We start from the raw sequence: 25177 nt of genomic DNA on the forward strand, positions 1-25177 counted from the left end.
TTCCGCGTACCCCTGTCAGTGCTCTTCGGGGTTGCCGTCGCTGTGCGGATGCCGCCAGCGCTCGTGCGGCTTCGGCGCGTCCTCGGCGTCCTGCGGCGGGTCGCTCTCCTCGAAGCTCGGCCGGCGGACGCCCTCAGGCTCCGGCACGTCCACCGGGCGGGCGCCGGAGCGTGGCGCCGGCCGGTAGTCGACAGCGTCCCGGGCGCCGTGCGCGCCCTCGGCGGCCGGCGACTCCGGTGCGTGGTGCTCCATCCGCAGTTCGTCGGAGAACTGCTGCGGTGGCTTGGTGGTGCGCTGCGGCAGGTCGCGGCCCAGGTCGGCGACGAGCGGACCGTACTTCAGGTCGAAGGCGGGGCGCTCGGAGCGGATCCGGGGCATCCGGTCGAAGTTGCGCAGCGGCGGCGGGCAACTGGTGGCCCATTCCAGGGAGTTGCCGAAGCCCCACGGGTCGTCCACCGTCACCATCGCCCCGTACCGCCAGGACTTCCAGGCGTTGTAGATGAAGAAGAGGGTGGACAGGCCGAGGATGAACGCGAAGATGCTGGAGACCGTGTTCAGCGTGGTGAAGCCGTCGGTGGGCAGGTAGTCGGCGTACCGGCGCGGCATGCCCTCGTTGCCCAGCCAGTGGTGCACCAGGAAGGTGCCGTGGAAGCCGATGAACATCGTCCAGAAGTGCGCCTTGCCGAGCCGCTCGTCGAGCAGTCGCCCGGTCATCTTGGGCCACCAGAAGTAGTAGCCGCCGAAGAGGGCGAAGACCACCGTGCCGAACACCACGTAGTGGAAGTGCGCCACCACGAAGTAGCTGTCGTGGGTGTGCCAGTCGACCGGAGGACTGGCCAACAGCACCCCGGTGAGGCCGCCGAGCAGGAAGGTGACCAGGAAGCCGATGGCGAACAGCATCGGCGTCTCGAACGTGAGCTGGCCCTTCCACATGGTGCCGATCCAGTTGAAGAACTTCACACCGGTCGGCACCGCGATCAGGTAGCTCAGGATGCTGAAGAACGGCAGCAGCACCTGGCCGGTGGCGAACATGTGGTGCGCCCAGACCGTCATGGACAGCACGGTGATGGCGATGGTGGCCAGCACGATCCCGGTGTAGCCGAAGAGCGGCTTGCGGGAGAAGACCGGAATGATCTCGGTGATGATGCCGAAGAACGGCAACGCGATGATGTAGACCTCGGGATGGCCGAAGAACCAGAACAGGTGCTGCCAGAGCATCGGGCCGCCGGTGGCGGGGTCGTACACGTGCGCGTTGAGCAACCGGTCGGCGGAGAGCGCCAGCAGCGCGGCGGCCAGCAGCGGGAACACCAGGATCACCAGCACGCTGGTGAACAGCATGTTCCAGGTGAAGATCGGCATCCGGAACATGGTCATGCCGGGCGCGCGCAGGGTCAGGATCGTGGTGATCAGGTTGACCGCGCCGAGGATGGTGCCGAGCCCGGAGACGACCAGGCCGAGCACCCACATGTTCGCGCCCACGCCGGGGCTGTGCTCGACGCTGCTGAGCGGGCTGTACGCGGTCCAGCCGAAGTCCGCCGAACCCCCCGGGGTGATGAACCCGCCGATCACCATGAGGCCGCCGAAGAGGTACAACCAGTAGGCGAGCGCGTTGAGGCGAGGGAACGACACGTCCGGTGCGCCGATCTGGATCGGCACGATGTAGTTGGCGAACCCGAACGCGGCGGGCGTGGCGAACAGCAGCAGCATCACCGCGCCGTGCGAGGTGAAGAGCTGGTTGTACTGCTCGGAGGAGAGGAACTGCATCCCCGGGCGGGCCAGCTCGGCTCGCATCACCATCGCCTGAAGCCCCGCCACCACGAAGAACCCGAAGGAAGTCAGCAGATACAGCAGGCCGATCTGCTTGTGGTCGGTCGTGGCGAGGAACTTGATCAGGGAGTTTCCGGGGACCGGTGCCCGTACCGCTCCCGGGAACCCCCCGAAACGGGCCGGTGCCAGGATCGCCGGGCCCCGATCGCGACCGGGTTCTGTGGTTACCCGCTTGGGCATGGCTGCTCACCCCGTCGTGACGGCAGAAAGGACGGGCGTGCTCTACCCACCCTCACACCATGTAACCAGCCAACGACGGTAATTTCGGTCAGATCGCCAGTACCGGCGCAAGGACCTCGAACGCTCAGGTTGCCGGCAGCATCGCCCAGACGGCCTTGCCCTGACCGGCCGGCACACTGCCCCACCGCTGGGTCAGCTCCCGGACCAGCATCAACCCTCGCCCACCCTCGGCGTGCAGGTCCGTCCCACCCGCCCGGGCCTGGGCGCTGCTGCCGTCCACCACCGCCAGGTGCAGATACGGCCGGCGCAGGGTCACCGTCACCTGCATCGGCGTGCCGGCGTGGCGCACCACGTTGCCGACCAGCTCGCTGAGCACCAACGCGGCCGGGCCGGACGCCTCGGGCAGGTTCCACCGCGCGCACGCGTCGGTGACCAGGTCCCGGGCCCGCCGGCAGGCCCCGGCCACCGGCTCCAGTCGGGCCCGCATCCGCAAGGCGGACGTGGTGCCGGCCAACCGGGTCGCCTCCGCGCAGTCCGTGGAGACCGGGAGCACCCGACACGTGGTCGACTCGGCCAGCCACCGTGCGGCAACCGGCGACGGGGAGCAGAGCAGCACCGGCACAGCCGGCCACTCCTCGGCCCGGCGGGCGGTCGCGGCGAACACGGACAGCGCCAACCGGTCCTCCACGCTCACCCCGGCCATGTCGACCACCAGCGCCTCCGGCTGGTCGACCAGCGCGTCGCTGAGCGCCTGGTGCACCGAGCGCATCGTGCCGAGGTGCAGCGGGCCGGTGAGCCGGACGACCGCCACCGGTGCCGTGGTACGCACCTCGCAGGTGATCCCGCTCGACATCGGCGCCTCAATTCGCTGCTGGGTCGGGATCTGCCAACTACCCGAGGCCGTTCCCGGCCAAACCGGACCGACGCCGGGGCGAGGCAGGTCACGCCGCGCAACCCCAGGTCAGGGACGGGCCCGGCCGGTCAGGACGCCCAGTGCGATCATGCCGACGCCGAGCCCCAGGTGCAGCCAGTCGTCGGCGTCGTTGACCGGTAACACGTTCGCCCCGGTGTCGTGGTCCACCGCCAGCCCGTAGAGCCAGAGCACCAGGTAGACCGCACCGCCGCCGATCAGGAACGCCCGAGCGCCGGTGACCGTCCGCGCCAGCAGCAGACCCACCACCCCGTACGCCAGGTGCACCAGGTTGTGCAGCACCGACACCTGGAAGACCCCGAACAGGTACGCGCCCGAACCGTGGCCGGCGAAGCGCAGCGCGTCCATCCCGGTGGTGATCCCCGGCACGAAGCCGAGCGCGCCGACCAGCAGGAACAACACGCCCACCGTCGCCGCCGCGCGACGGACCGGCGGTTTGCCGTCGGCCGGGTTGGGTCGGGCCCGGGAGTGCGCCATCGATCCGACCATTCCCGGCTCCTCGTCGCGCGGCGGGCATGAGCGCTGCCGGCTACCCGCTGGCAAGACCGGCAAACCGCCCAGCCGCGCCAGCGGTCAGGCCGGCAGCAACCTCGGCGCGCGCGCCGACTGCCGGACCCGCTCGTACAGCTCGACGTAGCGCTGCGCCATCACCGCGGGCGTGAAGCGCTGCGCGGCCACCCGCCGGCACTCGTCCGGGTCGAGCAACTCGGCGGCGAGGACGAGATCGTCCAACTCCTCCTCGTCGGTGGTGAGCAGCCCGGTGCGCCCGTGCTCGATCAGCTCCGGCAGGCAACCCCGGGCGGTGGCCACCACCGGCGTACCGAGGGCGAGCGACTCGACGACCGCCGTGCCGCCCGGCTCCTCCCAGCGCAACGGAAACAGCGACGCGCGGGCGCTGGCGAGCAGGTCATCGCGTTCCTGACCGGCCACGGTGCCGACCCAGCGAACCAGGTCACCGTCGACGTGCGGCGCCACCTCGTCGAGGAAGAACCGCACGTCCGGATTCTGCCGGGCCTCGTCGCCGGCCGCGGCCAGCTCGGCCGGCCGATGGTACGGGCCGACGGGGCCGGCCAGCACCAGCGGAATACCCACCCGGTGCGCGAGCCGGGCACCCACGTCCTGCCCCTTGCCCGGGTTGATCCGGCCCAGGATGAGCAGGTGCTCGCCCTTCTCCGGTCGGGGCTGCCGGTCGGCATCGACGGCGAGCGGCGTGGACAGGTGCACGTGTCCCACCGAGTGCTCCCGCAGCGCCAGCGGGGCGCGGGCCAGCTGGGACGCGGAGACGCCGTTGACCCGGACCCGGTCGCCGCCGTCCAGGCTGCCGTAGAGCGCCGGGTGTTTGGCCAGGTCCCAGTGCAGGGTGTGCAGGGTCGGCGGTCCGGCCGGCCCCATCGCGGCGAGGGTGGCCAGCCCAACCGCCTCGACATGGTCGTGCACCAGGTCGATGTCGTCGCGGGAGTGCAACTCCCGGACCACCCCAGCCAGGTGCGCCTGGGCGATCCCGCAGACCTGGTTGTACGGCCGTTGCAACGCGGCGAACTGCCCGTCGGCGAAGACCGAGACCTGCTCGTCCACCGGCAGGGTGCTGCTGCCCACCGAGGCGAGCACCACCCGTACGCCGAGTCGCCGCAGCTCCGGCACCAGCGTGGCGATCACGTTCTCGATACCGCCGTAGCCGGGCGGTGGCACCGACAGCCACGGGCCGGCGTTCATCAGCACGGTGAGGCTCATCGGGCTCGTCCCTTCCGGCAGCTCGCTGCGCCTACGGTTCGCGACTGCGGGGCTCGCAGGACCGGCTCACTCCTCGCGCTCATGCGGCGGCCACCCGGCGGCGGGGCAGCCGGTGGCGCAGTTCGGCCAGCGGCGGGCGCTCCTCGATCGACACGTCGCTCACCACGATCTCGCGGTCCAGGTTCGGCAGAGTGTCCGAACCACCGCGACGGAACTGGGTCAGCAATGCCTCCGGCACGAGACCAGGGGTCGCCCAGCCGCGCCGTTGCAGCCGGGACCAGGCGGTCAACATGATCTGCGCGGACATCCGGCCCAGGGCGGCGGTGTCCTGGTGGCGGTGCTTGCGCTCACCGAGGTCGACCTGCGCCAAGGCGTCCAGGCCGACCAGGTCGAGCAGGTCGATCATCATGGCCGTCTCCACCCCGTACCCGGAGACGAACGGCACCTGGGCCAGCACGTCCCGGCGGCCCGCGTACTCGCCGGCGAGCGGCTGCACGAAGCCGGCCAGCTCCGGCCAGAAGAGGTTCAGCAGCGGTCGGGCCATCAACTCGGTCACCCGGCCCCCGCCGTCCTGCTCCACGCTGGCGGTGCCCACCAGGGGCCGGTGGTAGAAGCCCTTCACGAAGTCGACCGACGGGTCGGTCAGCAGCGGGCCGAGCAGCCCGCTCACGAAGTGCGGTCGGAACTCCCGCAGGTCGGCGTCGATGAACGCCACCACGTCTCCCTCGGCGGCGGCCAGCCCGGCCCAGAGCGCGTCGCCCTTGCCGGTGAGCCGGGGCAACCCCCGGGTCATCGCGTCCTGGCTGACCACCTCCGCGCCGGCGGCGCGGGCCACCTGCGCGGTCCGGTCCGTCGAACGGGAATCCACCACGATCAGCTCGTCGACCAGGGCCACCCGATCCATCAGGTGCTCCCGGATGGTCGACACGATCGCGCCGACGGTGGCCTCCTCGTTACGCGCCGGTAGCACCACGCTGACCCGGGTCTCACCCTTGGCGCGCAACAGTCGACGCGCCGGCCAGTCCCCCGCCGACGTCGTCCGGTACGTGGCCCATGCCTCCACCACCGGTGACACGCTCGATGTCTCGTCCCGCACGGGCACCCCTCCGTTCGTGCGTGGAAAAACCGAATTTGGTTGTTCCCATTCCTCACCACGCGCTAACCGCTTTCTGGGCAACAGCTTGATCACAACGGTGACATCTCAGCGTTCCCGGGGGATGAACGTTTGATTGCGCACACCCCAGGGGACTGCTCCCATCGCAGATGAAAAGTCTTCGAAGGGGTGTCGGAATGCGGAACTGCCGGGTGGGTCTGGTCGGAGCTGGCGGTGTGGCACAACGCCACGCGCGGGTACTGGCCGGGTTCGACGACGTCGAGCTGGTCGGCGTCACGGACGTCGCGCCGGAGGCCGCGGCCGCGCTGGCCGCACAGCACGGCGGGCGGGCGTGCGCCGACGTCGCCGAACTGCTGGCCGCCGGCCTGGACGCCGTGTACGTCTGCGTGCCTCCGTTCGCGCACGGCCCCGCCGAGGAGGCGGTGATCGAGGCCGGGGTGCCGATGTTCGTGGAGAAGCCCGTCGCGGTCGACCTGGGCACCGCCGAGCGGATCGCCGACCTGGTCGCCCAGCGCGGGCTGCGTACCGCGGTCGGCCACCACTGGCGCTACCTGAGCGTGCTCGACCAGGCCCGCGACCTGCTCGCCGACCGTCCGGTGCGGATGGTCAGCGGCGCCTGGCTGGACAAGGTGCCCCCGGTGGCGTGGTGGTCGCTGCGGGACCGCTCCGGCGGCCCGGTGGTCGAGCAGGCCGCCCACGTGCTCGACCTGATCCGGGTGCTGGCCGGCGAGGTCAGCGAGGTCACCGCGTACGGCAACGGCACCCCACCGCCGGTCGACGGCGCCGACATCGACTCGGTGACCACCGCCGCACTGCGCTTCGCCAACGGCGCGGTCGGCACGCTCAGCGCCGCCTGCGTCCTCGGCTGGAAGCACCGCGCCGGCCTGGAGATCCTCGCCGACGGGCTGGCCCTCGCGATCACCGAGGACGGGCTGTCGATCCGCGACGCCGACGGCGAACGACACCTCCCCGCCGACCCGGACGCCGCCCGGGTGGCGGTGGACCGTGCCTTCGTCGACGCCGTCCGCGGCATCGGCGACGACGTGCGCGTCCCGTACGCCGAGGCCCTCGCCACCCAGCGCCTGGCCCTCGCGGTGGCCGACTCGGCCCGCACCGGCACCACGGTGCGGCTCGCCACCGCGACCACGCCGACGGTGCTCGCCAGCGGGGTGACAGTCGATGCGTGACAAGGTCGTCGTGGTCACCGGCCCCGGCCGGGTCGACCTGGTCGAGCAGGACGCCGCGCCGCTGCGCCCCGGCACGTTCCGGGTCGAGACGCTGTTCAGCGGCGTCTCCGCCGGCACCGAACTGAGCTACGTCAAGGGCACGAACCCCTACCTGAACGTCACCTGGAACGCCGACCTGGGCCTGTTCCAGCCGGGCGAGGCCAGCACGCCCTACCCGGTGACCCGACTCGGTTACATGCAGGTCGGCCGGGTGGTGGAAAGCGACACGCCGGCCGTCGCGGTGGGCACTGTCGGCGCAATGACGTACGGGCACCGCACCGGCTGGCTGGCCGACCCGGTCGCCGAACGGTTCGTGGCGCTGCCCGACGACCTGGACCCGCTGCTCGGCGTCTACGTCGCGCACATGGGCCCGATCTGCGCCAACGGTCTGCTGCACGCCGCCGCCGACCTGCACGGCACCGACGTCCGGGCGCTCGGCGACGGAGTACGCGGGCGACGGGTCGCCGTCGTCGGCGCCGGAGTCGTGGCCCTGCTGACAGCGTTGTTCGCCCGACGCAACGGCGCCGCGTCGGTGGTGGTGCTCGACCCCACCCCGCAGCGCCGCCAGGTCGCCGAGGCGCTCGGCCTGGAAACCCTCGACCCCGAGGCGGACGACCCGGCGGTCGTGCTCAAGACCCGCTGGGCGCACACCGCCGGCGACCGGGGCGCCGACGTGGTGTTCCAGTGCCGGGGGCAGGCGTGGGCGTTGCACCTCGCCCTGCGGCTGCTGCGGCCCCAGGGCACCGTCATCGACCTCGCCTTCTACCAGGGCGGCGCGGACGCGGTCCGCCTCGGTGAGGAGTTCCACCACAACGGGCTGTCGCTGCGCTGCGCCCAGATCGGCCGGGTGCCGCGCGGCCTCGCACCCACCTGGGACCGCGAACGGCTCTCCGCCGAGACCGTCGACCTGCTCAGGACGTACGGCGACACGATCCGCAAGCACCTCGTCTCGGCGGTGGTGCCGTTCGACGAGGCGCCCACCCTCCTCACCGACCTGGCCGACCGTCGCCGCCAGGAGCTTCAGGTGGTGCTCACCGTCTGACCCGCCGTCGTCGCGTGCCAGGGGCGGCTACCGTTCCCGGCATGAGCACAGTGCAGGACCGACCGGCTCCTCCCGGCACCGCCAAGAGCCGGTCGGTCGGCCTGGCCGCGTTGCTGCCGTACCTGCGGGAGCACCGCGGCACCCTCGTCGTGGTCGGCGCGCTGTCGCTGGTCGGCTCGGCGGCGTCGCTGGCGCAGCCGCTGCTCACCCGGTCGGTGCTCGAGCGGATCGGCGCCGAGCAGGGGGTGTCCCGGCTGGTGGCGGTGCTGGTGGCGCTCGTGGTGCTCGGCGCGGCGATCGGCGGACTGCGCGACTACCTGCTGCAACGCACCGCCGAAGGAGTGGTGCTGGGCACCCGGCGCCGGCTGGCCGGCCACCTGCTGCGGCTGCCCATCGCCGAGTACGACAGCCGACGCACCGGCGACCTGCTCTCCCGGGTCGGCTCGGACACCACGCTGCTGCGCGCGGTGGTCACCTCCGGGCTCTTCGAGACGGTCACCGGGGCGGTGACGGTGGTCGGCGCCGGCACGGCCATGGTGCTGCTCGACCCGCTGCTGTTCGGCGTCACCCTGCTCGGGGTGGCGCTGGGGCTGGTCTTCGCCGCCACCTTCGCCCGCCGGGTCCGGGCGCTGGCCCGGGTCGCCCAGGAACGGATCGGCGAGATGACCTCGGCGGTGGAACGGGCGATCTCGGCGGCCCGGACCATCCGGGCCAGCCGCGCCGAGACCCGGGAGACGGAGGCCGTCACCGGCAGCGCCCGGGAGGCGTACGCGGCGGGGCTACGGGTGGCCCGGGTGCAGGCGCTGGTCGGCCCGATCGGCTCGGTCACCGTGCAGGGCGCGTTCCTGCTGGTGCTCGGCATCGGTGGGGCGCGGGTCGCCGCCGGGGCGATCTCCGTCGGTGACCTTGTCGCGTTCGTCATGTACCTGTTCCTCCTGGCGCTGCCGCTGGGTCAGGTGCTGCGGGCGTACACCCAGTTGCAGTCCGGCCTGGGCGCCCTCCAGCGGATCGAGGAGATCCTCACCGTGCCGGCGGAGGGCGCGGACGACCGGCCCGCGCCCGCCGTGGCGACGGCGACCCCGCGCCGCCCGACCCCGGTGATCGAGTTCGACCGGGTGGGCTTCGGCTACCCGGGTGGCGAGCCGGTGCTGCACGAGGTCAGCTTCGCGGTGCCCGCCGGCACCCGGACCGCCCTGGTCGGTCCCTCCGGCGCCGGCAAGTCCACCCTACTGGCCCTGGTGGAGCGTTTCTACGAGGTGAGCGCCGGCGCGGTCCGCCTCGACGGCACCGACGTGCGGGACCTGCCCCGCGACGCGTTGCGGGCCCGGCTCGGCTACGTCGAGCAGGAGGCCCCCGTGCTGGCCGGCACGCTGCGGGAGAACCTGCTGATCACCACCCCGGACGCCACCGATGACCGGTTGCGCGCCGTCCTCGACGAGGTCAATCTGGGCCACCTGGCACAGCGCACCCCGCAGGGCCTCGACGTGCAGGTGGGGGAGGGCGGCGTCCTGCTCTCCGGAGGTGAGCGGCAGCGACTGGCCATCGCCCGCGCGCTGCTCGCCGGCCCGCCGGTGCTGCTGCTCGACGAGCCGACCAGCAACCTCGACTCGCGCAACGAGGTAGCGCTGCGCCGCGCCATCGACGCCGTGGCCGTCCGCCGGACCCTGTTGATCGTGGCGCACCGGCTCGCCACGGTGGTCGACGCCGACCAGATCGTCGTCCTCGACGGCGGCCGGATGGTGGCCGTGGGCACCCACGCCGAGCTGACCGCCAACGACCCGCTGTACCGGGAACTCGCCACCCACCAGCTGCTGGTCGGCTGACGTCGTCCCAGGAAGGCCGACTTGCCGGGCGGCCGGGCCGCGCACGCCGCCCGGAATCGCGTACCGTTGCCGCTCATGGGTGTGTCGCAACGGTTCAAGAGCAAGTTCCGGCGGTTCCTCCAGCGCCCCGGCTCGACCGTGGATCTTGCTCCGCTGGAGAAACTGCTCCCGGCGATCGAGGCGCGCGAGGCTGAGCTCTCCGCGCTCGACGACGCCGAGCTGACCGCTGCCGCGGGCGCCGCCGCCGGTTACGAGGAGATCTGCGCCGTCGGCCGCGAGGCCGCCCGCCGTGGCCTCGATCAGCGGCCGTACGACGTGCAGCTGCTCGGCGCGATGTCGCTGCTCTCCGGCAAGGTCGCCGAGATGGCCACCGGTGAGGGCAAGACCCTGACCGCCACGATCGCCGCGTACGGGCACGTCCGGCTCGGTAACGGCCCGGTGCACGTGCTCACCATCAACGACTACCTGGCCCGCCGCGACGCCCAGTGGATGGAGCCGGTCTACACCCTGCTCGGCCTCACCGTCGGCTGGGTCAACGAGGCCTCCACCCCGCAGGAGCGGCGCGACGCGTACGCCTGCGACGTCACCTACGTCTCGGTCAGTGAGGCGGGCTTCGACTACCTGCGCGACCAGTTGGTCACCGACGTGGAAGACCGGGTGCAGCCCGCGCTGACCACCGCCATCGTCGACGAGGCCGACTCGATCATGATCGACGAGGCCCGGGTGCCGATGGTCCTGGCCGGCGCGGTGCCGGGCGAGCAGGATCCGGTGCACGCCGCCGCCGCGCTCGTCCGTGGCCTGCGCAAGGGCAAGCACTACACGGTCGCCGAGGACGGTCGGAGCGTGGCGTTCACCTCCGCCGGCCTGGCCGCCATCGAGGCCAAGCTCGGCATCGACCTGTACGACGAGGAGCACGTCGCGCAGCTCTCCGCTGTCAACGTGGCGCTGCACGCGCACGCCCTGCTGCACCGTGACGTCGACTACATCGTCCGGGACGGCTCGGTCGAGCTGGTCGACGAGATGCGCGGCCGGGTGGCCCAGCGCCGCCGCTGGCCGGACGGCCTCCAGGCCGCGGTCGAAGCCAAGGAAGGGCTGGACGCCACCGCCGAGGGCGAGGTGCTCGGCACCATCGCCATGCAGGCGTACATCGCGCTCTACCCGAAGGTCTGCGGGATGACCGCCACCGCGGTGCTGGTCGGCGACCAGTTGCGGGAGTTCTTCGACCTCGAGGTCGCGGTGATCCCGCCGAACACCCCGTGCATCCGCGAGGACGAGCCGGACCGCATCTACGCCACCCGGGCGGAGAAGGACGAGGCGCTGATCGACGAGATCCAGCGCTGGCACGCCAAGGGGCGGCCGGTGCTGGTCGGCACCCTGGACGTCAAGGAGTCCGAGGGGTTGGCCGCCGGGCTGAACGCCGCAGGGGTGCCCTGCGTCGTGCTGAACGCCAAGAACGACGACGAAGAGGCGGCGATCATCGCCGAGGCCGGCGCGTACGGCGCGGTGACGGTCTCCACCCAGATGGCCGGTCGGGGCGTCGACATCCGCCTCGGCGGCAGCGACCAGACCGACCAGGAGCGGGTCGCCGAACTCGGCGGGCTCTACGTGATCGGCAGCGGCCGGCACGACAGCCGCCGCGTCGACGACCAGCTGCGCGGTCGGGCCGGCCGGCAGGGCGACCCGGGCGGCTCGGTCTTCTTCGTCAGCCTCGAGGACGACCTCGTCGTCCGGCACGCCGCCGACTCGGTGCCGGCCTCGCCGCGGATGAACGCCGACGGTCTGGTGACCGACGAGCAGGTCGACTACGCGGTGGAGCACGCCCAGCGGGTCGCCGAGGGCGTCAACCACGAGATCCACCGCAACACCTGGCGCTACAGCGTGGTGATCGAGCAGCAGCGCAAGGCCCTCGCCGCGCGCCGGGAGCGGCTGCTGACCAGCGACGTGGCCGCGGTGATGCTGCTGGAGAAGGAGCCCGAGAAGGCCGGCGAGATGGACGAGGACCTGCTCGCCCGTGCCGCCCGGTCGATCGCGCTCTACCACCTGGACCGGCTCTGGGCCGAGCACCTGGCCGAGCTGTCGGAGGTCCGCGAGGGCGTGCACCTGCGCGCACTGGGTCGGCTCGACCCGCTGGACGAGTTCCACCGGGCCGCGGTGCCGGCGTTCAACGACCTGATCCCGGAGATCGAGGCCCGCACCATCGCCACCTTCACCGAGACCGAATTCGATGAGGACTGGCAGCCCGACGACGGCACCCTGGTCCGGCCCACCGCCACCTGGACGTACCTGGTGCACGACAACCCGTTCGGGTCCGAGCTCGACCGTCTGATCGCGTCGATCGGGCGTCGGCTCAGCGGCGCCTCGCGCTGACGTACCGTCCGTCGGGGCCCCGGTCGCGCCTCCGGGTGCGGCAGGGGCCCCGATTTACGCCGTTTCGACCCAGGTTTCCCAGGGTAGTAGGGCTGGTCGGTCGAGTCGGGGAGAGAGCAGACGATGACACAGGTGACGATGCGTGCCGTACAGGCGCCAGACGGCACGGAGGCTGCGAACCGGTGAACCTCGACACGCGGGAACCGGTGGTGCAGACCCTCGGCGTCCTGGAAGCAGCCGCGCTGTTACGCGAGCTGACCGCCGGGCTGATCGCCCTGACCGACTTTGATGAGGCGCTACTGGCCCTGGTCCGGGTCACCCGGGACGCCGTCGCCGGGGTGCGCTGGTGCGGGTTCACCGCCCTGCGGGCCGGCGAGCCGGCCGGGGTGGCCGCCTCCGACGAGGGACTGGCCGGGCTGGACGACCTGCGACACGGGCCGGACTCCCCGGCGATGAGCGCGATCCACCGCCGCGAGATGGTCCTCGCCGCCGACCTGGCCGGTGAGCCCCGCTGGCCGGCCTGGACGGCTCGCGCCCGCGACCTCGGCGTACGCGGGGTGATCTCCGCACCGGTCGACATCGACGACCAGGTGATCGGGGCGATCAACCTGTACGCCGCCGCGCCGGACGTGTTGACCCCGCAACACCAGCTGACCGCCATGCTGCTCGCCGAACACGCCGGCCTGCTGCTCGCCGCCGTCCGCGACCGCGGCCGGCAGCTCACCCTCGCCGGGGAACGCGACGCCTCGCTCCTGCACGACGGGGTGGTGGGCCAGGCCATCGGTGTGATCATGACGCAGCGCGGGTGCCCGCCGGCCGAGGCCCTCGACGTGCTGCGCACCGCCGCCTCGTCGCTGGACATCCCGCTGCGCGAGGTGGCCGAACGCCTGGTCCGCACGGTCTCCCGCCAACGCGACACCTGATCCCGGCCGCGCCGGTCGGGTGGCCGTGCCGGTCGGGTTGACCGTGCCGGTCGGGTTGGCCGCGTGGTGGGGTTGGCCGCGCTGGTGGTGCCGGCCGTGCCTGCCGCGTGATCAACTCGGGTTCCTGGAAGTCGGGGTGCCAAGGCCGGCGGACGCCGCGACTTCCTGAAAACCGAGTCGATCACCCGTCGGTCCGGCCGTCCGGCGTCGCAGGCGGCGTGCGGCGTGCCCGTTCTCCCTGCTGCCGGCGAGTCGGGCGGCATCGTTTCGCCTCGACCAGCCCCGGGTAGCACTCTGGTCAGGTGAGCTGCGCCGACCCGGGGGAGGACCGATGCAGAGCCGGCTGCGGGTGCAGGGGCACCCGATCCAACCGATGCTGGTGACATTCCCGCTCGGGCTCTTCGTCAGTGCCACCGTCTTCGACCTCACCGACGTGATCGGCGGGCCCGCGTTCCTCGGCGAGGTCGGCTACTGGACGGCCGTCGCCGCCCTCGTCGCCGCCGCGCTGACCGCCGTGGCCGGAATGGTCGACCTGTGGGATGTGCCAGGCGACCGCACCCGCCGTACCGCCGTCGCCTTCAACCTGGTGAACGCGGTGATGGCCGCCATGTTCCTGCTCACCTGCCTGGTCCGGTCACACTCCCCGCAGCGTGGCGCGTCGGTCGCGATCCTGGTCACCGAGCTGGTCGCGCTGGCCGTCGGCGGGGTCGGCGTGCACCTGGGCGCCCGGCTGATGCGTCAGTTCGACAGCAGCGGCCGGGTCGAGGCCGGCGGCCTGGACGCGCTCGCCAGCTCCACCGGCGAGATCGCCCGCCCCTGACCGCCCGCGCGCCGGACCGGTCGGTCTACCATCCGCGGATGACCTCCTCTCTGGACTCGCTCCCGAAGATCGGCGCGCCCGCCACCCGGGCCCTGCACGGTGCCGGCTACACCGTGCTGCGCCAGCTCGCGGGCGTCCCCCGGGGTGATCTGGCCAAGCTGCACGGCATGGGCCCGAAGGCGATCGGAATCCTCCAGGCCGCCCTCGAAGAGCACGGGCTCGGCCTCGGCTGAAATCCACTGCCGACGCCCCGGCCCGGCGGCGGCAAATGGGTTGCCGGCCCGGTGGCCGGCCGCCAGGCTGACCGCCATGACCGTTGAGCGTGACGCCGAAGACCTGATCGCGGAGGCCGCCGCAGCACCCGTCGATGGTTGGGGTTTCGGCTGGCTGGCTGGCCGGGCCACCGAGGAGCGTCCACCCTGGGGGTACGCCCGGCTGGTCGCCGACCGGATGGCGCGCGCCGACGCGGCACTGGACGTGGACACCGGCGGCGGGGAGGTGCTCGCCGAGGTGCCGCGTCCACCGAAGCTGCTGACAGCCACCGAGGCGTGGCCGCCGAACGTGGAGGTGGCCCGACGGACCCTGCGTCGGGTCGGCGCTACGGTGGTGGCGGTCGCGCCGGACGGGCCGCTGCCGTTCCGCGACGCCTCGTTCGACCTGGTGGTCAGTCGGCATCCGGTGCGTACCGACTGGGTGGAGACGGCGCGGGTGCTGCGGCCGGGCGGGACGTTCCTGTCGCAGCAGATCGGGAACGGCACCATGCGGGAGCTGAGTGAGGCGATTCTCGGGCCGTTGCCGCCGCCGACCCAACGGCACCCCGAGCACGCGGTCGCCGCCGCCGAAGCCGCCGGCCTGCGGGTGGTCGACCTGCGGCGGGCCACCCTGCGGGCGACCTTCTCCGACATCGGCGCGGTGGTCTGGTTCCTGCGCAAGGTGATCTGGACGGTGCCCGGGTTCACTGTCGACCGCTACCGCGCCTCACTGCGCGACCTCCACCAGCGCATCACCAACGAGGGCCCCTTCGTGGCCCACGCCCAACGCTTCCTCATCGAGGCCAACCGCCCCTGACGGACACCCTCACCCGCCGATCTTGCACTTTCGGCACCCCCGAAAGCCGCCCACCCGGGCAATTCGACCACCGAAACTGCAAGATCGACGGCGGTGGGGGCCCTGCTAGTGGGGGTGGGTCTGGTGGTGGGTTGCCAGGACGTCGGCGCCGAAGTCGCTGGCGGGGCGGCGCAGCACTGTGTGCGCGTGGTTGCCGTCCGCCGTGGTGTTGTCGTACTCGATCAGCAGGTCGTCGCCCTGCACCCGGTAGTAGTGCCGCCGCCCGGGGTGGGTCGGGCCGGCCCAGGCGAAGTGCAGCGGGCCGGCGTCCAGCCGGGCCGCCTCCCGGATGGCCAGCTCGGGCGGCAGCCGGTCGAGGTAGAGGGCGACCACCTGGTCGAGCAGTGCGCGGCCGGTCGGTCCCAGCCGCTCCGCCGGTACGCCGAGTGGCTCCAGCGGCGCGTCGACCCGCCCACGGGTGGCGCTGATGATGTCCGCGGGGGCCTCGTCGGCGATGATCGCGGCGGCCCGCTCGGCCGGGCCCAGCGCGTCGAGCAGGGCACGGGCCAGGTCTTCCTCGACGCCGAGGGGGCGGGAGACCGGCCGGCCGGCGTAGCGGACCGCCGCCGGGTTGGCGCCGAAGAAGATCGGCGCGGGGGAGACCTGACCGTCCACCACTGTCATGTTCACCGACAGGTGGTGCCCTTCGAGCCGCCACGCCCAGCGGTCGTCGCGCGCTGGATCGCCGAACACGGCCACCCAGTAGTCGGCGCTGTGCCGCCCGCGTTGCCAGCCCTCGGCCCGGTCCAGCACCTCCTCCAGCGAGATGATCGCCATGGCCTGCGCGTACGCCGAGGGGCTGAGCGCGGTGGCCAGCAGCCGGTGCGCGGCCTTGCGGGCGGTGACGTCGAGCTCGGCGAGGCAGACGCCCGGTCGGGGTCGGGGCCGGTATTCCAGCCAGCGTCGGGCCGCCTCGTCGTCGAACGAGTGCACGGCGCTCTCGCGGGCGGCGGGGTCGAGGGCGGTCAGGAGCGCGGTGCTGGCCGCCCGCATCTGCTCCGGCAGAGGATCTTCCACCCAGCGTCGGGCCGCCTCGTCGTCGAACGAGTGCACGGCGCTCTCGCGGGCGGCGGGGTCGAGGGCGGTCAGGAGCGCGGTGCTGGCCGCCCGCATCTGCTCCGGCAGAGGATCTTCCACCGACCCTGTATACCGGCCGGGCGTGCCGGTGTCAGCCGACGCGCAGCAGCTCGGTCATCTCGGGCAGGTCGAAGAAGGCCGCCGTGTCGATGGCCGACGGGTTGCCGTGTGCCGGATCCGCGCCGGCGGCGAGGAGCGCCCGGACCGCTTCGGTGCTGCTGCGGAAGACCGCCGCGGCCAACGCGGTCTGACCCCTGTCGTTGGCCCGGGTGTGGTCGGCGCCGCGGCTGAGCAGGGCGGCCACCGTGTCCGGGTGGGAGTGGTACGCGGCCAGGATGAGCAGCGTGTCGCCCTTGTCGTTGGTGAGGTTGACCGGCAGGCCGGCGTCGACCTGTGCCGCCAGTTCGTCGGTGGCGCCGGCTCGGGCCAGGTCGAACATCCGATGCGCGAACGCCAGGGTCTCGGCGTCGAGTTTCTCGGTCACCCGTTCAGGTTAGCCACACCGGTCCTGGTAGGTTGCTCGGCCGGTGCGCTGGGGGAGGGTCCGATGGGTGAGACGGTGTACGTGGGCAACGCGGGCGTCGACGGCGCCAGCAACGCCGGTTGGCTGCTCGGGCACTTCGCGCCGGCGGGGGAGATCCGGCACAGCACCGACGTCGAGGTGAAGTGGGGCGTGCATCCGCCCGGGCAGGCCCGGTCGCGGTGGGCGACCGGTGAGGTGCGGACCACTCTGCTCGTACTCGTCGAGGGGTGTTTCCGGGTGGAGTTGCCGGACCGGACGGTACGGCTGGCCGCGCCGGGCGACTACGTGGTGTGGGCCCGTGGGGTGGACCACTCCTGGTTCGCCGAGCGCGCGTCGGTGGTGTTGACGGTGCGCTGGCCGTCGCTGCCGGGCTACCGCGTGGACCCGCCGGTGGTGCGCTGATCGACCCGTGCGGCTGACCGGCGTCCCACCAGGCGGAATTACCTACTAAACCTATAGGCTTTGCCGTCTAGAGTACGAGGGCACCCCGCCGAACGACCCGCGAGGAACCGCCATGACGCACCACCGTCCGGAGCCCGACCTGCAAGCCGTCGCCGCCAGGTGGGCCGACCCGGCCGGCTGGCCGGTCGCGCTGCGCTTCGATCCCGCCGAGCGCTGGTACGCCCGCCTCGCCGTCAGCGACGAGCACGAGGTGTGGGCACTGAGTTGGCTGCCCGGGCAGGGCACCGACCTGCACGACCACGGCGGCTCCTCCGGAGCGTTCCGGGTGGTCAGCGGCGCGCTCACCGAGGAGACGGTCAGCGTCGGCCGACTACGCCCGCGACTGCTGTCGGCCGGCGCCGGCCGCCGCTTCGGCCCCCGGCACGTGCACCAGGTGACCAACCGGGGCGTCGATCCGGCGGTCAGCGTGCACGTCTACCGGCCGGCGCTGCTGCGGATGACCCGCTACCACCTCCTGGACGGGCGACTCCGCGTCGCCGAGGTCGCCGAGGCCGGCCGGTCCTGGTAAGTGCGCCCCGAGATCTCCCCTGTCACCGGAAGGAACCGATAATGCAGACAACCGCCGAGCACTGTCCCGCCCCCGTGCCGCCGCTGGGCTCCCGGGGCATCGACGAGATCCTGGCCGCCGCGCGGGCCCGGCTGGGCCGGCTCGACCCGGAGCGGGCGCACCTGGCGTACCGGACCGGAGCGCTGCTGGTCGACATCCGACCGGCCGCGCAGCGCGCCGCGCACGGCATGGTGCCGGGCTCGCTCATCGTGGAGCGCAACGTGCTGGAGTGGCGCTTCGACCCGCGCTGCCCGGCCCGGCTGCCGCAGGCCGTCGACTACGACGTGCCGGTGATGATCCTCTGCCAGGAGGGCTACACCTCGTCGCTGGCCGCCGCCGCGTTGCAGGACGTCGGCCTGCACCGGGCCACCGATGTGGTCGGCGGGTTCGCGGCCTGGCGGATCGCGGGCCTGCCGGCCCTCGGCCCGACCCCACTGCACCACTCCTCTCCCCACGCGTCCCCGGTCAACGCCGGGTGGGCGCGCCACTGACCGCCACGCCACACCCGGCGTGGCGGCCGCACCGCCACTCAGGAGGCACCATGTCCGTCGTCGCGATCCCCACCCGCCGGCACCCGGGCGTACGCCCGGCCCGCCCACGCACCAGCCCGACCCTGACCATCACCCTCGACCTCGTTCCCGGGCCGCTGAGCCCTCGGCTGGCCCGGCTGGTGGAACTGCTCGGCGAGCTGGCCGAATCGGGTGAGGGCCAACTGGGTGCCGCCCAGGACCCCAGGTCGGGGCCGCGACCGGCCCCCCGCCCTGTCGCCGCCGCGCCGTCCGCCGACGCGGACCACGTCCGCATCCTGGCCGGCTCCCGGATGGTCCGCCAGGGCGACCGGGTCATTCCGCTGACCCGCATCGAGTACGAGCTGCTGCTGTTCCTGGCCGAGCGGCCCCGCCGGGTCTTCACGCGCCTGCAACTGCTGTCCAGCGTCTGGGGCTACGAGCACGCGGTGGCTCGGACGGTGGACGTGCACGTCCGTCGGCTGCGCGCCAAGCTGGCCGGCTCGGAGCTGGTCACCACTGTCTACGGGGTCGGGTACCGGCTGGCCGACGAGGCCCCGATCAGCGTGGATCACAGCAGCTGAGCCCTGGTCCGGCGGCGATGTGACAGGCCTGGTGAACCGGTCGGGGACCCCCGTATCGGGGCATCTCGACGACTCTGCTGTAATCATCAGGCCTCGTACGCAGAGCGAGCATCTGGCTCCGATGTGTTCGTCAATTGTCACATTCATGCAACGCAGCCGCCTCTTGACCCTCGCCCAGGCGCCGGGAAGCATCGATGCAGCGGCGTCCCGGGCCGTGGGGAGATACCCGGACCAGCCCAAGGAGGACCATGTCGGTCAGCCCTGCCTCGTCGCGCGCCGGATGGCATACGTCCCAACCCGCGGTGCCCGGCCGACCTCCCGGTGGCCAGCGTCGCCCGGCGAACACCGCAGCGCCCGTGCTCACCGTGACGCTGTCCATCCCGCTGGCCTGTGAGGAGTCGCTGACCCCGGCGGCACGTCGGCTGCTGGAGGCCGCTCGCGAGATGCTGGAACGGGGCGAAGGGGTGATCATCGGGTCGGTCCCGGCCGAACGTCGCCCCGACCAGGCGCCCGCCGGCCGGTCGCCGGCCCGCCCGATCAGCCCGACGATTCCCGCCCTGCACATCCTCGCCTCGTCGCGCTCGGTGCTGCGCGACGAGGAGCCGCTGCCGCTGACCCGGCTGGAGTTCGACCTGCTGCTGCACCTGGTCGCCCACCCGCGCCGGGTGTTCACCCGACTGCAGCTTCTCAACGCCGTCTGGGGCTACGAGCACGCCGGCGTCCGCACCGTCGACGTGCACGTGCGTCGGCTGCGCGGCAAGGTCGGCGTGGACGTCCCGCTGGTCACCACCGTCTACGGCGTGGGCTACCGGCTGGCCGACGACGCCCGGGTCACCATCGACCGCACCGGCTGACCGGCGGCACCGACGCGCCCGGCGCCGGGCAGGATGGTCGGGTGCGCATCCGTCCCATCTCGCCCGACCTGCTCGTCACCGAGCTGACCGGCCGCCTGGCCCAGGCGGCGACACACGCCGCGAGCGGTCCCGCGGGGCCGGCGCGACTGCGGGTGGCAGTGGACGGCGCCCCCGCCGCCGGCGCCGACGAACTGGCCGCCGCGCTCGTCGACCCGCTGCGCGCCCAGGGCCACCCGGTGCTGCACGTCCGCGCCACCGACTTCCTCCGCCCCGCCTCGCTGCGTTTCGAGCTGGGACGCACCAACCCGGATTCCTTCTACGAGGCCTGGGTCGACGAGGCCGGGCTCCGTCGGGAGGTGCTCGACCCGGCCGGGTCGGGCGGCACTGGCCGGCTCCTCCCGTCGCTCTGGGACGCCGACGCCGATCGGGCCAGCCGCGCCCGCTACGTCGACCTGGCACCCGGCGGCGTCGTCCTGGTCAGCGGTTCGCTGCTGCTCGGCGGCGCGCTGCCCTTCGACGTCACCGTCCACCTGGAGCTGTCGCCGGCGGCGCTGCGCCGACGGACCGAACCAGCCCAGCAGTGGGCGCTGCCGGCCTTCGACAGGTACGCCGAGGAGGTCGCTCCGGCGAGCTTCGCCGACGTGGTGGTACGCGCCGACGACCCCCGCCGACCAGCCCTCGTGGAACCCGGCGGAGACGACTGACAACAACCGAGAATATGTCGGTTTGCGCGGCTGATCCGGCGGGTACTCGCCCGGCTCACAGAGCGCGGGTGATCGCCCGCGCACCGAACGCGACCGTGACCGGGGCCCCGCGCCGCCGGCACCCGGTACACCTTGAGCCACAGGCCCAGGAAAGGCAGGCAGCGATGCTCGTCCACGACACGGTCGGTACGACCCGGTCCCAGACGGAGATCGACCAGATCCGGCAGTCGCTCCAGGCGCGCTACGACGAGCTGACCGCGGAGTACGACCAGGCGGTGCTCCAGAGCCAGGTGCTGCGGCTGGTGGAGGTCGGCGACACCGCCGGCGACGACCAGGCCGACAGCGGCACCAAGACCGCCGAGCGGGACACCGCCCAGTCCCTTCTGCGCACCATCCTCGACCGCCGCGCCCAGTACGAGCACGCCCTCGGCCGGCTCGAGGAGGGCACCTACGGCTGGTGCGAGGGCTGCTCGGCGGCGATCCCGGTGGAGCGGCTGGAGATCTTCCCGTCCGCCACCACGTGTGTGACGTGCAAGCAGACTCGCGAGCGGCGGGCGGCCTGAGCCACACCAGCGGTTGCCGGTCGGTCCGCGACGCGATGGACTTCCACAATGGGTGACATCCTCGTGGGCACCGCGTCCTGGACCGACCGCACACTGCTGGACTCGGGGTGGTACCCGCAGACCGCAGACACCCCCGAGAAGCGGCTGGCCTACTACGCCCGGCAGTTCCCGCTGGTCGAAGTGGACGCCACCTACTACTCGCCGCCCGCCGAGGCGACCGCGCGACTGTGGGCCGAACGCACCCCGGCCGGTTTCACCATCAACATCAAGGCGTTCAGCCTGCTCACCGGGCACCCCACCCGGGTCAGCGCGCTCTACAAGGACCTGCGCCCGGACACCGAGAAGAAGAACGTCTACCCCGACGACCTGCCCGCGCAGTCGTACGAGGAGGTGTGGACGCGCTTCCTGTCCGCGCTGGACCCGCTGGTCGAGGCCGGCAAACTCGGCGCGCTGCTGTTCCAGTTCCCGCCCTGGTTCACCATCAAGCGGGCCAACAAGCAGTACCTGCTGGAGGTGGCGAAGCGCTGCGCGCCGCTGCGCCCGGTGTACGAGTTCCGGCACGCCTCCTGGTTCGACGGTGACAACGCCGACGAGACCCTGGCCTTCCTGCGCGAGCACAAACTGCCGTACGTCTGCGTGGACATGCCGCAGGGCCACCGCTCGTCGCTGCCCCCGGTGCTGGCCGCCACCGCGGACCTCGCGGTCATGCGGTTCCACGGGCACAGCGACAAGTGGACCAGCAAGGACATCCACGAGAAGTTCGGCTACCACTACTCCAAGCGGGAGTTGGCCGACTGGGCGCCGAAGCTGCGCGAGCTGGCCGACCAGGCCGGGCAGACCCACGTCCTCATGAACAACTGCTACCGCGACTACGCGCAGACCAACGCAAAGACCCTCGCGGGTCTCCTCGACGCCGACTGACCTCACCCGATCCGGGTGGGGCCGCCTCACCCCACTGGCGGGCAGGGTGGACGCGGTGGGTACGGCCGTCCCTGGGCGGCCGACGCCGGAGACGACACGGAGGTGACGGGGATGACGGTTCGACTGGTGACGGATCGACGGCGCGGTGCCGTCCTACATGTGGTCGGCGCGGCCGACAACGCCCGGCGAGCCCCGCAGGGCAGCCCGGTGCGGGCCCGCCGTGGGCCGGTGGGGCCGCCGCGCCGCGCCGACGACCGACGGTGGGACACCACGGAACGGGGGTCGACCGATGGCTGACGCGATGATCTCAGCGTTCGAGTCCTCGCTGGACAAGACGAACCTCATTCTCAAGGACATCGAGAACGCCTACGGCTGGCCGAAGGAACGGCGCAACCAGTCGTACGCGGCGCTGCGCACGGTCCTGCACCTGCTGCGCGACCGGCTGCCGGTGGACGAGAGCGTGGAGTTCGCCCAGCAGTTGCCGGTGCTGGTGCGGGGGATCTACTTCGACGGCTGGGTGCCGTCCGACGTGCCGATCAAGCTCAACCGTGACGACTTCCTCTACGAGGTCCGGCAGGGCTTCCCGTACGACGCGGAGGGTGGCCCGGAGCGGGTGACGCAGGTGGTGCTGGACACGCTGCGCCGCCATGTCACCCAGGGCGAGTGGCAGGACGTGAAGGACACCATGCCGAAGGACCTCGCCACGATGATGCCGTGACGGCCTGACCCCGCGAGCCCGCCCGACCACCGTCGGGCGGGCTCAGTCGTCGGCGGCCTCGGCGGCGGCGGGCACCCGGGACACCGGGTGCCCGGCCCGACGGGCCAGCGCGGCGAACGCGATGGCGTCCACGATCGCGGCGCCGCCCGGGTCGTTGTTGAAATAGACGTACGCCGGCTCGTCCGGGCCGAAGGCGTCGGTCAGCCGGCCCACCCAGGATCGCAGGGCGGCCCGACCGTAGCGGGGCCACGGCCGCGCCCGCCCCTCGTGCAGCCGCAGGTAGCCGAAGTCGGTGGTGCGCCAGCGGGGGGCGACCGGGCGTCCCAGCCGGTCCGCCCAGACCAGCGCGGCCCGACGCCGTTCCAGCACGGCTCGGGTGGCGTCGGTCCACCAGGAGGGGTGCCGGGGCTCGACGGCGACCCGCACCTCCGCCGGGAAGAGTCGCAGCGTCGCGTCCAGCGCCTCGACGTCCGCCCGCAGGTTCGGTGGCAGTTGCAGCAGCACCGGGCCGAGCCGGTCGCCGAGGGCGGTGGCGCGGCCCAGGAACCGGGCCACCGGCTCCGCAGGGTCGCGCAGCCGCTTGATGTGGGTGAGGTAGCGGCTCATCTTCACCGCCACGCAGAAGTCCTCCGGGGTTCGCGCCCGCCAGGCGGCGAAGGTGTCCCGCTCGGGCAGCCGGTAGAAGGCGTTGTTGACCTCGACAGTGGCGAACCCGGCCGCGAAGTGCTCCAGCCAGAGTCGCTGCGGCAGCCGCTGCGGGTAGAAGCGGCCGCGCCAGTCCCGGTACTGCCAGCCGGACGTGCCCACCAGGATCACCACCCCATCCTGGCACTCTCCGCCGCCGCTCGCGAACTGCCCGTGTCGCCCCGGTTCGGCGTCTACGGTGAGGGTTAGAGAAGATCGCGCGTGGGGTACCACCCGCAGCACGACGGACCCCGGCGCACGGCGGGGCGGCACACCCGAGGGAGTACCGATGGCACTCAACGATGACGACATGCAGACCACCGGCGGCGGCGGCGCGGAGGGTCCGGCCGACGGCGGTGCGACCCCCGGCCAGCAGGACGGTGGCGCCGACGGCGGCGCGGAAGGCCCCGCCGACGGTGGTGCCACGCCGGGCCAGCACGACGGTGGCGCTGACGGCAGCGCGGAGGGTCCGGCCGACGGCGGGGCGACCCCCGGCCAGCACGACGGTGGCGCCGACGGCAGCGCGGAAGGCCCGGCCGACGGTGGTGCCACTCCGGGCCAGCAGGACGGTGGCGCTGACGGCAGCGCCCGGTAGCGGCACGCCATGACGTACCTCGACCCGCCGGGCGGCCACCACGGTCGCCCGGCGGTTCCGTCCCCCGAGGCCGCCGCGGCGCTGGCCCGCTGCGTCTCGGTCGAACCGGCCAAGTTCGCCGCCGCGCATTGGGGGCACACCCCGCTGCTGTCCCGCGCCGCCGAACTGCCCGACCCGGCCGGCTTCACCGACCTGCTCAGCCCGACCGACGCCGACGAACTGCTGAGTCGGCGCGGTCTGCGTACCCCGTTCCTGCGCGTGGCCAAGGACGGCCAGTTGGTCGCGGCGTCACGCTGGACCGGCGGCGGCGGCGCGGGCGCCGAGATCGGCGACCAGGTCCTCGACGAACGGGTCCTGGAGCAGTACGCGTCCGGGGCCACCCTGGTGTTGCAGGGTCTGCACCGGATCTGGCCGCCGCTCGTCGACTTCGCCCGCGACCTGGGCCTCGCGCTCAACCAGCCGTTGCAGATCAACGCCTACCTGACGCCGGCGGGCAGCCAGGGCTTCGCCACCCACTACGACACCCACGACGTGTTCGTGCTCCAGGTCGATGGCCGCAAGCACTGGCGGATCCACCCGCCGGTGCTGCCCGACCCGCTGGAGAAGCAGCAGTGGGGCGGGCGCGCCGACGAGGTCGGTGCCACCGCGCAGGGCCCGGCCGCGCTGGACGTGGTGCTCGCCCCCGGCGACGCCCTCTACCTGCCCCGGGGGTGGCTGCACAGCGCGCAGGCGCAGGACGCCAGCTCGCTGCACCTGACCGTGGGCATCCGCGCGCTCACCCGCTACGCCCTGGTCGAGGAGTTGCTGGCGCTGGCCGCCGAGGATCAGCGGCTACGGGCCAGCCTGCCGTTCGGCACCGACGTCGCCGACCCGGACGCCATCGAGCCGGAGCTGACCGAGACCGTGGAGGCGTTGCGGGACTGGCTGCTGCGGGCCGACCCGGGTGCGGTCGCCGCGCGGCTGCGGCAGCGCGCCTGGCCGGCCGCCCGCCCAGCGCCGATCCGACCACTCGCCCAGGCCGACGCGCTGGCCACCCTGGACGTCGAATCCCGGCTCACAGTGCGGCCCGGCCTGCGCTGGCAGTTGGTGCCGCACGACGCGGACACGGTGGCGCTGCGGCTGTTCGACCGCACCATCACCCTGCCGGTGAGCTGCGAACCGGCGGCCCGCGCCCTCCTCACCGGCGCTGTCAGCCGGGTCGGTGACCTGCCCGGCCTGCCCGACGACGCCGACCGGGTCACCCTGGCCCGCCGGCTGCTCCGCGAGGCGGTGCTCGTCCCGGCCTGAGGCCGGCCGGTCGGCGGTGATCGACCGTCCCGGCCGGACGGGCTCGCCAGCCGTGATCGAC

At 72.8% G+C, this 25177-nt stretch carries 28 protein-coding genes; 20 read left to right on the forward strand and 8 right to left on the reverse strand.

The genetic code is table 11. From position 1 onward, the window contains the following. Positions 1 to 15 precede the first annotated feature (15 nt). From ctaD to IW249_RS24080, 5 genes are all read right to left on the reverse strand, one after another. Positions 16 to 2007, reverse strand: a complete 1992-nt coding sequence (gene ctaD, locus IW249_RS24060; protein WP_196922833.1) for an aa3-type cytochrome oxidase subunit I — start codon at positions 2005 to 2007, stop codon at positions 16 to 18. Positions 2008 to 2131: 124 nt separating this feature from the next. Beyond that, entirely contained in the window at positions 2132 to 2860 is a 729-nt protein-coding gene (locus tag IW249_RS24065) for an ATP-binding protein (protein ID WP_196922834.1), read from the reverse strand. Positions 2861 to 2968: 108 nt separating this feature from the next. Continuing rightward, on the reverse strand, positions 2969 to 3427 hold the full coding sequence (locus IW249_RS24070) for a DUF4383 domain-containing protein (protein WP_196922835.1): 459 nt from the start codon (positions 3425 to 3427) through the stop codon (positions 2969 to 2971). 84 nt (positions 3428 to 3511) lie between these two features. Continuing rightward, positions 3512 to 4669, reverse strand: a complete 1158-nt coding sequence (locus IW249_RS24075; protein WP_196922836.1) for a glycosyltransferase — start codon at positions 4667 to 4669, stop codon at positions 3512 to 3514. A 79-nt stretch (positions 4670 to 4748) separates the two neighbouring features. Continuing rightward, positions 4749 to 5732 (reverse strand): glucosyl-3-phosphoglycerate synthase, encoded by a 984-nt coding sequence (locus IW249_RS24080; protein ID WP_307788837.1) that lies wholly within the window; start codon positions 5730 to 5732, stop codon positions 4749 to 4751. 227 nt (positions 5733 to 5959) lie between these two features. On the opposite strand from IW249_RS24080, the gene IW249_RS24085 reads away from it, so the two are divergent. From IW249_RS24085 to IW249_RS24120, 8 genes are all read left to right on the forward strand, one after another. Beyond that, positions 5960 to 6970, forward strand: a complete 1011-nt coding sequence (locus IW249_RS24085; protein ID WP_196922838.1) for a Gfo/Idh/MocA family protein — start codon at positions 5960 to 5962, stop codon at positions 6968 to 6970. Then, a complete protein-coding gene (locus IW249_RS24090; protein ID WP_196922839.1) occupies positions 6963 to 8051 on the forward strand; it encodes a zinc-dependent alcohol dehydrogenase in 1089 nt (362 codons plus the stop codon). The genes IW249_RS24085 and IW249_RS24090 overlap by 8 nt, the downstream gene beginning before the upstream one ends. A 41-nt stretch (positions 8052 to 8092) precedes the next feature. After that, complete coding sequence (locus IW249_RS24095; protein ID WP_196922840.1) at positions 8093 to 9874, forward strand: ABC transporter ATP-binding protein; 1782 nt, start codon at positions 8093 to 8095, stop codon at positions 9872 to 9874. A 75-nt stretch (positions 9875 to 9949) separates the two neighbouring features. Further along, entirely contained in the window at positions 9950 to 12241 is a 2292-nt protein-coding gene (secA2, locus tag IW249_RS24100; RefSeq protein WP_196922841.1) for an accessory Sec system translocase SecA2, read from the forward strand. A gap of 182 nt (positions 12242 to 12423) precedes the next feature. Continuing rightward, positions 12424 to 13164 carry a GAF and ANTAR domain-containing protein gene (locus IW249_RS24105; RefSeq protein ID WP_196922842.1) on the forward strand — a complete coding sequence of 247 codons (741 nt, stop codon included), beginning with the start codon at positions 12424 to 12426 and terminating at the stop codon, positions 13162 to 13164. Between the two features lie 331 nt (positions 13165 to 13495). Then, positions 13496 to 13984 carry a DUF2231 domain-containing protein gene (locus IW249_RS24110; RefSeq protein ID WP_196922843.1) on the forward strand — a complete coding sequence of 163 codons (489 nt, stop codon included), beginning with the start codon at positions 13496 to 13498 and terminating at the stop codon, positions 13982 to 13984. Positions 13985 to 14022: 38 nt separating this feature from the next. Next, complete coding sequence (locus IW249_RS24115) at positions 14023 to 14217, forward strand: helix-hairpin-helix domain-containing protein (RefSeq protein ID WP_196922844.1); 195 nt, start codon at positions 14023 to 14025, stop codon at positions 14215 to 14217. A 76-nt stretch (positions 14218 to 14293) separates the two neighbouring features. Next, entirely contained in the window at positions 14294 to 15052 is a 759-nt protein-coding gene (locus IW249_RS24120; RefSeq protein WP_196922845.1) for a class I SAM-dependent methyltransferase, read from the forward strand. Positions 15053 to 15157: 105 nt separating this feature from the next. On the opposite strand, the gene IW249_RS24125 is transcribed toward IW249_RS24120, so the two are convergent. Next, entirely contained in the window at positions 15158 to 16108 is a 951-nt protein-coding gene (locus tag IW249_RS24125; RefSeq protein ID WP_196924935.1) for a DUF3500 domain-containing protein, read from the reverse strand. 151 nt (positions 16109 to 16259) lie between these two features. Then, positions 16260 to 16652: an ankyrin repeat domain-containing protein gene (locus tag IW249_RS24130; RefSeq protein WP_196922846.1), complete on the reverse strand. Its 393-nt coding sequence runs from the start codon at positions 16650 to 16652 to the stop codon at positions 16260 to 16262. Between the two features lie 63 nt (positions 16653 to 16715). On the opposite strand from IW249_RS24130, the gene IW249_RS24135 reads away from it, so the two are divergent. The 10 genes from IW249_RS24135 (at position 16716) to IW249_RS24180 (ending at position 22550) form a co-directional block, all read left to right on the forward strand. Continuing rightward, a complete protein-coding gene (locus IW249_RS24135; protein WP_196922847.1) occupies positions 16716 to 17093 on the forward strand; it encodes a signal peptidase I in 378 nt (125 codons plus the stop codon). Positions 17094 to 17205: 112 nt separating this feature from the next. Then, entirely contained in the window at positions 17206 to 17661 is a 456-nt protein-coding gene (locus IW249_RS24140) for a cysteine dioxygenase (protein ID WP_196922848.1), read from the forward strand. Positions 17662 to 17702: 41 nt separating this feature from the next. Then, entirely contained in the window at positions 17703 to 18191 is a 489-nt protein-coding gene (locus tag IW249_RS24145) for a rhodanese-like domain-containing protein (protein WP_196922849.1), read from the forward strand. Between the two features lie 50 nt (positions 18192 to 18241). Continuing rightward, positions 18242 to 18790 carry a winged helix-turn-helix domain-containing protein gene (locus tag IW249_RS34815; RefSeq protein WP_196922850.1) on the forward strand — a complete coding sequence of 183 codons (549 nt, stop codon included), beginning with the start codon at positions 18242 to 18244 and terminating at the stop codon, positions 18788 to 18790. A gap of 248 nt (positions 18791 to 19038) precedes the next feature. Further along, a complete protein-coding gene (locus IW249_RS24155) occupies positions 19039 to 19644 on the forward strand; it encodes a winged helix-turn-helix domain-containing protein (RefSeq protein ID WP_196922851.1) in 606 nt (201 codons plus the stop codon). A gap of 41 nt (positions 19645 to 19685) precedes the next feature. Then, positions 19686 to 20348, forward strand: coding sequence for a nucleoside/nucleotide kinase family protein (locus IW249_RS24160; protein ID WP_196922852.1), 663 nt, complete (start codon positions 19686 to 19688; stop codon positions 20346 to 20348). Positions 20349 to 20512: 164 nt separating this feature from the next. Continuing rightward, a complete protein-coding gene (locus tag IW249_RS24165; RefSeq protein ID WP_091408390.1) occupies positions 20513 to 20911 on the forward strand; it encodes a TraR/DksA family transcriptional regulator in 399 nt (132 codons plus the stop codon). A 48-nt stretch (positions 20912 to 20959) separates the two neighbouring features. Further along, complete coding sequence (locus IW249_RS24170; RefSeq protein WP_196922853.1) at positions 20960 to 21832, forward strand: DUF72 domain-containing protein; 873 nt, start codon at positions 20960 to 20962, stop codon at positions 21830 to 21832. 111 nt (positions 21833 to 21943) lie between these two features. Next, positions 21944 to 22129: a hypothetical protein gene (locus tag IW249_RS24175; protein ID WP_124775983.1), complete on the forward strand. Its 186-nt coding sequence runs from the start codon at positions 21944 to 21946 to the stop codon at positions 22127 to 22129. Next, a complete protein-coding gene (locus IW249_RS24180) occupies positions 22122 to 22550 on the forward strand; it encodes a DUF2267 domain-containing protein (RefSeq protein WP_124775985.1) in 429 nt (142 codons plus the stop codon). The genes IW249_RS24175 and IW249_RS24180 overlap by 8 nt, the downstream gene beginning before the upstream one ends. Before the next feature lie 42 nt (positions 22551 to 22592). On the opposite strand, the gene IW249_RS24185 is transcribed toward IW249_RS24180, so the two are convergent. After that, a complete protein-coding gene (locus tag IW249_RS24185; protein WP_196922854.1) occupies positions 22593 to 23366 on the reverse strand; it encodes a DUF72 domain-containing protein in 774 nt (257 codons plus the stop codon). Between the two features lie 157 nt (positions 23367 to 23523). Between IW249_RS24185 and IW249_RS24190 the strand changes: the two genes are divergently transcribed. Then, a complete protein-coding gene (locus tag IW249_RS24190) occupies positions 23524 to 23829 on the forward strand; it encodes a hypothetical protein (RefSeq protein ID WP_196922855.1) in 306 nt (101 codons plus the stop codon). Between the two features lie 9 nt (positions 23830 to 23838). Next, a complete protein-coding gene (locus IW249_RS24195) occupies positions 23839 to 25116 on the forward strand; it encodes a cupin domain-containing protein (protein WP_196922856.1) in 1278 nt (425 codons plus the stop codon). The last annotated feature ends 61 nt before the right edge of the window (positions 25117 to 25177 follow it).

It is taken from the genome of Micromonospora vinacea (assembly GCF_015751785.1).
Taxonomy (GTDB): Bacteria; Actinomycetota; Actinomycetes; order Mycobacteriales; family Micromonosporaceae; genus Micromonospora; species Micromonospora vinacea.